This window comes from Streptococcus pseudopneumoniae (assembly GCF_001072665.1).
In the GTDB taxonomy this organism is placed as follows: domain Bacteria; phylum Bacillota; class Bacilli; order Lactobacillales; family Streptococcaceae; genus Streptococcus; species Streptococcus pseudopneumoniae_S.
The window spans coordinates 20529-29479 of record NZ_JVJI01000011.1 but is presented as its reverse complement, the minus strand read 5'-3'; the positions used below and the strand labels follow the sequence as shown (position 1 = coordinate 29479).

Below are 8951 nucleotides of genomic sequence, written 5' to 3'. Positions count from 1 at the left end.
TACTGATTTACTTATAGTATACCGTAAAGATTTGTCTGGACTCTCAACTACATAAACCTTCAACCCTGTCTCGTTTTCAATCACCTGACGAACTGTGCCGATTACATTAGGATTTTTATCAGTTCCAATATCAATTGGATCATCCTTCGTATACTCCGTATATTCTCTAGCAGCAATTTTTTGTCTATCATGTTCCGTATATTTTTGTATCATTTTTTCACCTTTTTTAACAATTCTGCAAGTTGAGCAGAATAGCCGCCACCTGAATATTCAATTTTTCCAGTAATGCTATCTTTCTCTAATCCATACATTACTCTTAGTTTTTTATCTGAATTTACATATACTTTAAAATCAATACCACCCATGGGATTATGCTTAATTGAGTCGATATCAATTTCATACGATTTTATTGTACCTTCTTTTGTTAAGGCCTCACTATCTAGATATTTAAGTTTATTTTCAACAATCTTTTTGACTTCCTCACTCTCTACAATTTTCACCATCTCATCTTGTTCTACTTGTTTCATTACTTTATATCCTCCTATGCTTAATCCAACGATAACCAACAAACTAGCTAAAACAATTCCTACAATTTTTAATGACTTCATGACATCTCCCTTATGTTATTTTACAAATATATCATGCGCTAAATATATCATGCGCTGATTTACTTATAGTATACCATAAAGATCGGTCTGAACTCTCAACTACGTAAACCTTCAATCCAGTCTCGTTTTCAATCACCTGACGGACTGTACCTATGGGTTTCTTTCTTTTATCGTTTTTGATTTTCAAAGGATCTGTTTCAGAATAACTTGTATACTCTTCATTAGCAATTTCTTGACCAGAGAAAATCTCTTGTAAATAGGAAAATAAAAGAGTAGATACAAACATTTTAGGGTGATAAGACGGCTGACCAAAGGAATGATAGAAGGCGTCAAAGTGACAATCTTCCAAGGTATTCACCACTTTTTCAATAGTAAAGACAAGATGATCTTGTGGTAAGAAAGAACTGATTTCTAGTGGTATAGTTGTTTGATTTGTGTTATAGTGAAAATGCATGGGATAGCCTTTCTAAATGGTTTATTAAGCAATTCTATTTTACAAAGACTATCGCAACCATGTAAAAAAGCAACGGCAAATCCGTTGCTTTTTTTGGAGATAAGGGACTATTGTCCAAGGATCGTTATTTTATATTTAAAGTATAGTTTTTTATTTGGAATTTTGTCTTATCTTATCTCATTCCCATTTGAGAAAGTTTAGTTTGATATTTATTTTGGTCTACTAAGAGTGCCTGTCCTCCATAAACATCATAATCATCTACCCAATCACCTAGTTCTGGAACCGTTAATCTCTCAATGCCATTTTGCGCTCCATCTAGGAAGGATAAACCATTTGTCAATAAGAAACTATAGGGAACATTCGTAGAGGTCATCCCAAAGACCTTACCAAGTGCTTCTGATCCAGTAAAAAGTTTAGTTGGATCCTTGAGTTGCTGCAGAACAGCTGTCAGCACTTGCTGTTGTCTCTTGGTACGACCGTAATCACCTTCATCATCATCACGGAAGCGAGCATAATTGAGCAAGGTTGAACCGTTCATCTGCTGTTTCCCAACTTTGATAGTCTGGGTTGGAGACTCTGTTTCTGTAGCATGCAAGTCATCTCCCACCGTAGCTTCGGTTAAAGGTTGACCTTCTAAGGTTGAGAATTTGGCATCAATCGTCACCCCATCAGGGAAGAGAGTGTCAATAGCGGTTGCAAAGGCCTGAAAATCAACCAAGGCATAGTACTTAATGTCCAAGTCAAAATTATCTTTCAATACTTGGCGAACCATTTCTGCTCCTTTTTGGCCTTCCTGTTCCCCTAGTTCATAGGCTACATTTAACTTGTTATCTGTTTGTTTCTTTCCATTGATAATCTTACTATATCCATCAATATAAACTAAGTTATCACGCATGAAGCTGACCAGCTTAATTTTCTTATCTGAGCCACCAACATTTAGTACCATAATAGAGTCCGTTCTCGTCTCAGCACTATTTTGGCCAATCCGTCCATCCGTCCCCATAATCAAAATATTAACTCCATCCTTGGTATCTTGACCATGAAAAACTTCTACTTGAGCTGCCTTAGCATTGGCAGGTTTATTTGGGTCCGCATTTGAATAGCCTTTTAGGAACATAAAAATCATACCAAAACCGACACAGGCTAGAAGGGCAAGCAATCCTGCAAAAATGCGCCCCCAACGAATCTTACGTTTCTTGGACTTAACCTTTGGAAGAGAATGGCTTTTCTGGTATTTTTTTGCACGACTTCGGTTGCCATAGGATGGAAGAGGAGACTGATTGATTGGTTCCATAAAAGACTCTTCCATATCGTGATTTTCATTATGAATTTCTGGAGAAGCTTCACTACTACTAGCCATATTTAACTTACCTTGCAGGTATGCAAACTCTTTTTTCTCTCGCTCATTGAGGTAATGAATATTTTTAAAGAGATAGTCATAACGTAACTGCTCGTGATGGTTTAAAGGATTTTCTTTACTCATCTTCTCTCCTTTCCATGGTCTGATATTGGATAAATGGGATAGGCACCCAGAACCTTATACTGGATTCCGATGGCTTCTAATTCTTTTTGGGCAAAGTGGACCAAGTCCTTATCGGCATAGTCCACATCAATAATGAAAAAGTATTCGCCCAGTGCTGTCTTGAGTGGCCGACTTTCAATTTTTGTCAGGTCAATTCCTCTCCAAGCAAAGGTCGACAGAGCCTTATAAAGGGCACCTGGAAGGTTGTCCGGTAAGGTCAAGGCCAAAGTCATTTTCTCAGTTTGTGCTTTCAAGGGAATAGAAGACTTTTCAGCTCCCAAAACCCAGAAACGTGTGAAATTGGCTTCCATTTCTTGAATATCCTCGGCAATCAGTTCCAAGCCATATTCTTCAGCAGAACTTCTTGGTGCAATCGCTGCATAAGGATGGTCTGGATGTTCAGAAATAAAGCGGGCAGCATAAGCTGTACTGGCTGTCACCTCAATTTGAGCATCTGGATACTGTTCATCGATAAATTTCTTTCCTTGAGCTAAGGCCTGTGGATGAGAAAAAATCTTTTCAATCTTAGTATGACCTGGGACTACCATCAACTGCTGGTGAATGGGCTGAACGATTTCTGCCACTGCTTGAATACGAGCCTGATGAAAAAGGTAGTCCAAGGTTTCATGAACACTACCCTCGATAGAATTTTCAACTGGCACCACAGAATAGTCCACCAAGCCTTGCTCATAGGCCTTGATAACATCTGTAATATTGGCAAAGGCTTGCAATTCCTCCTGAGGAAAAGCTGTCTGCACAACGTGGTGTGAAAATGATCCCTTGGGACCTAGATAAGCAATTTTCATCTCAGTTCCTCTATAATTTCCTCTGGGCTTAGCTTGGTCACATCCAAAACCCGACTGGCAACTTCCTCATACCAAGTCTGTCTTTCTTGGAAAATAGCTGCTAATTCTTCCTTGCTATTATTTAGAAAAAGCGGGCGCTGATTGTCTTTATCAGCTGATATGCGTTGGTAGAGGGTGTCAAAATCAGCTTTCAGGTAGATATTATCAGAATTTGTCTTTAGTAAGTCACGATTTCGCTGAGAAACGACCACTCCTCCACCAGTTGACACAACTTGGTCTCTTTGTAGTAAATCAGCTAGGACTTCTGATTCTATCTGACGAAAGGCTTCTTCTCCCTTTTCCACGAAAAATTCCGCAATGGACATACCTAAGCGTTTCTCAATCAGGGCATCCATATCAAGGTAATTAGGGTCCAAGCCTCTTGCAATAGTCGATTTACCAGCCCCCATAAAGCCTAATAACACCTTAGCCATGAATCAAGCTCTCCAAATCATCAAAGAAGCTAGGGTAGCTGGTATTGATGGCTTCTGCACGATCAAGCTTCACCTCTCCATCTGCAACCAAGAGGGCTGCGATGGCTGTCATCATACCGATACGGTGATCTCCAAATGTATTGACTCTAGCACCGTGAAGGGCTGATTTCCCTTTGATAATCATTCCATCTGCTGTAGGTGTGATATCCGCACCCATGCTATTTAAAGCGTCTGCCACAACCTGAATGCGGTCTGTTTCCTTAACCTTGAGCTCCTCAGCATCCTTGATAACTGTTACACCTTGGGCTTGAGTCGCAAGCAGAGCGATAACTGGCAATTCATCAATCAAGCGTGGAATCAAAGCGCCACCAATCTCTGTTCCTTTCAAGTCAGAAGACTCAACAGTCAAAGTAGCAGATTTAGCGACTGGGTCAATTTCAGTAACTTCTAATTTTCCACCCATGGCGCGAATGACATCAATGATACCAGTACGCGTTTCGTTGATGCCCACATTTTTAAGCACCACACGAGAATTTGGAACAATCAAACCTGCGACTAGCCAAAAGGCTGCACTGGAAATATCTCCTGGAACAACCACCTTTTGTCCTGTCAATTTTTGCGGTCCTTGGACTGTGATTTTCTTGCCATCCACACTTAAATGACCACCAAATTGTTGCAACATATCTTCAGTATGATTACGAGTGCACTCTTTTTCGATAATAACAGACTCCCCCTGAACCTGCAAGGCCGCAAAGATCAAGGCGGACTTGACTTGGGCAGAGGCAATTGGCAACTCATAATGAATAGGTGTTAAATTTTTCGTTCCTTTTAAGTGAAGGGGAGGCAGGTCTCGCTCAGTTTGCCCTGAAATGCTGACGCCCATTTTTTTCAATGGAATCGTCACACGGTCCATAGGACGTTTGGAAAGACTGTCATCTCCAAACATTTCTACTTCAAAGTCTGCACCAGCAAGAACGCCTGAAATCAGGCGAATCGAGGTTCCAGAATTTCCCATATCCAAAGCATTTTGCGGCGCTTTTAAGCCATCCATACCTACACCTTGAATGGTAATAACCCCATCTTTGTCCTCAATTTCAACACCAAGGTCACGAAAAACCTGCATGGTCGAAAGAACGTCTTCGCCACGTAATATATCATAAACCTTGGTCTCACCCTCAGCCAAACTGCCAAAGATAATGGAACGATGACTAATAGACTTGTCACCTGGAACTCGGATACTGCCGTGTAAGTGGCTAATGTTTATTTTTAGTTTCATACTGGACCTCATACTTGCAATACTTTTACTTATTTTATCATAAAAAGCCAGAAATTCCTTAAAAATTTCTGACTTTATGATAGTTATTTTCTTATTTTAGCAATTCTGAAACTGGTTCGAAAACAATTTTTTCAATGTCAGAAAGATAAATAGCCAATTGTTGTTGCTTGGTAAAGAATTCTGACAAGAGGCTATTTCCTTGAATCTGCTTGCCAAAGCCTTCCATTTTAGCTTGAAAGGAAGCGTCTGGTATTTGACCTGTCTGCGCTAGTCTTTGAATTTCCTCTTGGAAGGCAACATATTCTGTAAAAATTTTGCTTGCCTCAGCATCTGCTGAAATCGCATCTTTAGCTGTTTTAACAACCTTGTATTCTGGTAATTCGCGTAGACCGCGACTAAGTTCGTTTGCACTATCGTAAATATTTGACATGATTTTCTCCTTATTTGATAACGACTGTGTAGTCGGTATTTTCTGTTATGAGGTGCTCGGCTCGTTCTAAGTCTTGAGCATTTTTAAATGAAATTTGTAGGATCCCGTGAATATCTTCACGGTTTTCCTCATTGATGTGAATATTGACCAAGGAAGTTCCACGTAGCAGTTCCAAAATCCGCAGGATGACGTTTTCTTCATCGGGAACATCGACATAGAGGTCATAAGAGCTATCCACACCACCACGCTTATGAATTTCCATGGCCTGACGTTGCTCACGCGCTTTGTTGAAAAAGTTCCAGATTTGCTCCTCATCTCCCTTGCTGATGGCCTGACCAACCTCATCTAAACGTTCCTTAAAATCCTCAATTCGGTCTAGAATGGTTTCACGATTGGACAAGAGAATGGAGGTCCACATACCTGGTTCGCTTTCCGCAATTCGGGTCATATCTCGAAAACCACCTGCCGCAAAGCGCCTTGCCATCTCATGTTCTTGAGCATAAACCGCGGTCTGCTCCATGAGACTGGAGGCCAGAATATGAGGAAAATGGCTAATCTGAGAAGTGACACGATCATGCTCCTTGGCATCAATCTCGATAAAACGAGCATGAAGCCCTGAAAGCAAATCCTTCATTTCCTCAAGCGTGCCAGGACTAGTCAGACTCGAAGGTGTAAAGATATAATAGGCATTTTCAAAAAGATTGACATCCGCAGAAGCAGCTCCTGTCTTGTGGCTACCAGCCATGGGATGGGCCCCAACAAAGCGAACAGGTTTGTCAGCCAAATACTGCTCCGCCACATCTACTATGGATGACTTGGTTGAGCCCGCATCCGAGATAATCACGCCTTCTTTCAAATCCAAGTTAGCCAACTCCTTAATGAAAGCAATAGTTTGTTTGATTGGCAAACTGAGAATAATGATATCTGCCAAAGGAGCAAAACTAGCAAAATCATCCGTTGCACGGTCAATCATGCCTTCTTTCAAGGCGATATCTCTCGAAGCTTGACTGCGATTATAACCTAAAATTTCATAATCTGGATGATCGCGTTTGATACCTAGGGCCATAGAGGCTCCAATCAGACCAAGACCTGCGATATAGACTGTTTTTGCCATAGGAACTCCTTAATAGTTCTTTGTATAGTCTCGATGTTTGGCTACCGCTTCTTTTAATTCCTCTAGATTGTCTGATGAGAATTTTTCGAGGATTTCTTGTGCCAGAACCGTTGCCACAACGGCTTCCATGACCACACCTGCTGCTGGAAGAGCAGTCGGATCACTTCTCTCCACAGTTGCCTTGTAGGGTTCATGGGTTTCGATATCTACACTCATAAGTGGTTTGTAGAGAGTAGGAATAGGTTTCATGACACCTCGAACAACGATGGGTTGCCCATTGGTCATACCACCTTCAAAGCCACCCAGATTGTTGGTACGGCGAGTATAGCCGTCTTCTTCAGACCAGAGAATTTCATCCATGACTTGGCTGCCTTTACGATAACCAGCTTCAAAGCCAAGACCAAATTCCACCCCTTTAAAGGCATTGATAGAGACAACAGCTTGGGCCAATCTTGCATCCAATTTTCTGTCCCATTGGACATAGGAACCAAGACCAACTGGAACACCTCCGACAACTGTCTCGACAACCCCACCGATGGTATCTCCATCACGCTTGATTTGGTCAATATAGTCCTTGATTTCCTGTTCTCGTTCTTGGTTGACAATAGAAACTTCAGACTGGGCAGCTCGTTCCTTAATCTCAGAAACTGTGAGATTCTCAGGAACATCGATTTCCTTGCCACCAAAGACAACGACATGGTTGGCAATCTCCATATCCAGCTCAGCCAAGAGGCGTTTGGCTACTGCCCCAACTGCTACCCGCATGGTGGTTTCACGAGCTGATGAACGCTCCAAGGAATTTCGCAAATCATCAAAACGGTACTTGATCCCCCCAACTAAATCGGCATGACCGGGACGAGGATGGGTGATTTTTCGTTTGCTTTTAAGGCGGTCTTCAATGTCCTCAGCAGACATGATATCCAGCCATTTCTGATGGTCCTTATTGATGACATCCATGGTAATAGGAGCCCCAGTCGTCTTCCCGTGGCGAACACCCGAAGTGAAGACAACCTGGTCACTCTCAATCTTCATACGGCCACCGCGGCCGTATCCACCCTGACGACGTTTCAAATCCTCATTGATATCCTCAGCTGTCAAAGGAAGTCCAGCTGGAATTCCCTCAATGATAGCTGTCAGACGGGGACCGTGTGATTCTCCTGCAGTTAAATATCTCATACACTCTCCTTATTTTACCAAGTAGTCTTTCATCTCTTCCAGAGAAACTGGGTGAATGGTCGCTGAACCAAGCTCTGGCACCAAGACCAATTTCAAGGTATTGCCACGCGCCTTCTTATCATGAGTCAAAGCCTGATAAAGCTTGTCAACATCCCAGTTTTCATAATCAACAGGCAAGCCAAATTTCTGACACATCTCTATAATAGACTGGGTTATTCCTTCTGGCATGAGACCTTTTTCCTCAGCAACCTTGGAAATCTGTACCATGCCCATGGCCACAGCTTCTCCATGCATGACCCTGCCATAACCGGCAGTTGCTTCAATGGCATGACCAATTGTGTGGCCAAAATTGAGGTAAAGGCGAACACCATTGTCCAACTCATCCTCAACTACCATCTTGCGCTTGACCTGACAGGAATGTTCAATCAAGGTCTCTGCATATTCCAGTATGCTCTCCACAGAACCATCCAGTTCCGTCAAAATTTTCCACAGTTCTGGATCCTCAATCAAGCCATACTTAATGACCTCACCCATTCCTTCAATCAACTCTCTCTTTCCGAGCGTTTCAAGGACAAGCGGATCAATCAGAACCCCATCTGGTTGGGCAAAAGTCCCCACCATATTTTTAGCAAATGGAGTATTGACGCCTGTCTTTCCACCGATAGAAGAATCAACCTGGGCTGTCAAACTAGTCGGAATCTGAACAAAGTGAATGCCACGCATATAGGTAGAGGCTACGAAACCAGCCAGGTCTCCAACGACACCACCTCCGAGAGCCACGATTCCATCACTACGAGTCAGACCTTGCTTGACTAAAAATTCATAGACTTTCTGGACAGTGGTTAAATTCTTTCTTTCTTCGCCTTCTAAAAAGTCAAAAACTGCTACCTGAAAACCAGCATCTTCTAGGCTGAGCTTGACCTTCTCTGCATAAAGAGAAGCTACATGGTTATCTGTCACAATGACTACCTTTTGTGGTTGCCAGAGTTCTCGCAACCATTGACCAGCCTGAGACAGACAACCTTTTTCAATCTGAATATCATAAGGATGATGAGGAATATCGATTCTGATTTTCATAGGAGAATCTCCCTT

At 42.0% G+C, this 8951-nt stretch carries 9 protein-coding genes and 2 pseudogenes; all 11 read right to left on the bottom strand.

All coding sequences use genetic code 11. The features are described from left to right. A pseudogene (locus ADH52_RS01025) lies at positions 1-213 on the bottom strand (hypothetical protein); the annotation flags it as partial. Next, a complete protein-coding gene (locus tag ADH52_RS01020) occupies positions 210-608 on the bottom strand; it encodes a DUF1310 family protein (protein WP_049509541.1) in 399 nt (132 codons plus the stop codon). The gene ADH52_RS01020 and the pseudogene ADH52_RS01025, both read right to left, overlap by 4 nt. Before the next feature lie 226 nt (positions 609-834). Continuing rightward, positions 835-1062, bottom strand: a pseudogene (locus tag ADH52_RS11875) (IS1182 family transposase); the annotation flags it as partial. A 172-nt stretch (positions 1063-1234) separates the two neighbouring features. Next, positions 1235-2545, bottom strand: a complete 1311-nt coding sequence (locus ADH52_RS01010; protein WP_049509538.1) for an LCP family protein — start codon at positions 2543-2545, stop codon at positions 1235-1237. Next, positions 2542-3390 carry a prephenate dehydratase gene (pheA, locus tag ADH52_RS01005; protein WP_049509536.1) on the bottom strand — a complete coding sequence of 283 codons (849 nt, stop codon included), beginning with the start codon at positions 3388-3390 and terminating at the stop codon, positions 2542-2544. The genes ADH52_RS01010 and pheA overlap by 4 nt, the downstream gene beginning before the upstream one ends. Then, positions 3387-3863: a shikimate kinase gene (locus ADH52_RS01000; protein ID WP_049509534.1), complete on the bottom strand. Its 477-nt coding sequence runs from the start codon at positions 3861-3863 to the stop codon at positions 3387-3389. Before ADH52_RS01000 ends, pheA begins: the two co-directional genes overlap by 4 nt. Continuing rightward, complete coding sequence (gene aroA, locus ADH52_RS00995) at positions 3856-5139, bottom strand: 3-phosphoshikimate 1-carboxyvinyltransferase (RefSeq protein WP_049509532.1); 1284 nt, start codon at positions 5137-5139, stop codon at positions 3856-3858. Before aroA ends, ADH52_RS01000 begins: the two co-directional genes overlap by 8 nt. 91 nt (positions 5140-5230) lie before the next feature. Further along, positions 5231-5569 (bottom strand): YlbF/YmcA family competence regulator, encoded by a 339-nt coding sequence (locus tag ADH52_RS00990; protein ID WP_049509530.1) that lies wholly within the window; start codon positions 5567-5569, stop codon positions 5231-5233. A 10-nt stretch (positions 5570-5579) separates the two neighbouring features. Next, positions 5580-6683 (bottom strand): prephenate dehydrogenase, encoded by a 1104-nt coding sequence (locus ADH52_RS00985; protein ID WP_049509528.1) that lies wholly within the window; start codon positions 6681-6683, stop codon positions 5580-5582. A 9-nt stretch (positions 6684-6692) separates the two neighbouring features. Next, positions 6693-7859 (bottom strand): chorismate synthase, encoded by a 1167-nt coding sequence (aroC, locus tag ADH52_RS00980; RefSeq protein ID WP_049509526.1) that lies wholly within the window; start codon positions 7857-7859, stop codon positions 6693-6695. 9 nt (positions 7860-7868) lie between these two features. Continuing rightward, on the bottom strand, positions 7869-8936 hold the full coding sequence (gene aroB, locus ADH52_RS00975) for a 3-dehydroquinate synthase (RefSeq protein WP_049509523.1): 1068 nt from the start codon (positions 8934-8936) through the stop codon (positions 7869-7871). Positions 8937-8951 lie beyond the last annotated feature (15 nt).

Coding starts and splice junctions, on each gene's coding strand:
- ADH52_RS00990 (WP_049509530.1), bottom strand. CDS start 5,569: ATGTCAAATATTTACGATAGTGCAAACGAACTTAGTCGCGGTCTACGC.
- aroA (WP_049509532.1), bottom strand. CDS start 5,139: ATGAAACTAAAAATAAACATTAGCCACTTACACGGCAGTATCCGAGTT.
- ADH52_RS01010 (WP_049509538.1), bottom strand. CDS start 2,545: ATGAGTAAAGAAAATCCTTTAAACCATCACGAGCAGTTACGTTATGAC.
- aroC (WP_049509526.1), bottom strand. CDS start 7,859: ATGAGATATTTAACTGCAGGAGAATCACACGGTCCCCGTCTGACAGCT.
- ADH52_RS00985 (WP_049509528.1), bottom strand. CDS start 6,683: ATGGCAAAAACAGTCTATATCGCAGGTCTTGGTCTGATTGGAGCCTCT.
- pheA (WP_049509536.1), bottom strand. CDS start 3,390: ATGAAAATTGCTTATCTAGGTCCCAAGGGATCATTTTCACACCACGTT.
- ADH52_RS01000 (WP_049509534.1), bottom strand. CDS start 3,863: ATGGCTAAGGTGTTATTAGGCTTTATGGGGGCTGGTAAATCGACTATT.
- aroB (WP_049509523.1), bottom strand. CDS start 8,936: ATGAAAATCAGAATCGATATTCCTCATCATCCTTATGATATTCAGATT.
- ADH52_RS01020 (WP_049509541.1), bottom strand. CDS start 608: ATGAAGTCATTAAAAATTGTAGGAATTGTTTTAGCTAGTTTGTTGGTT.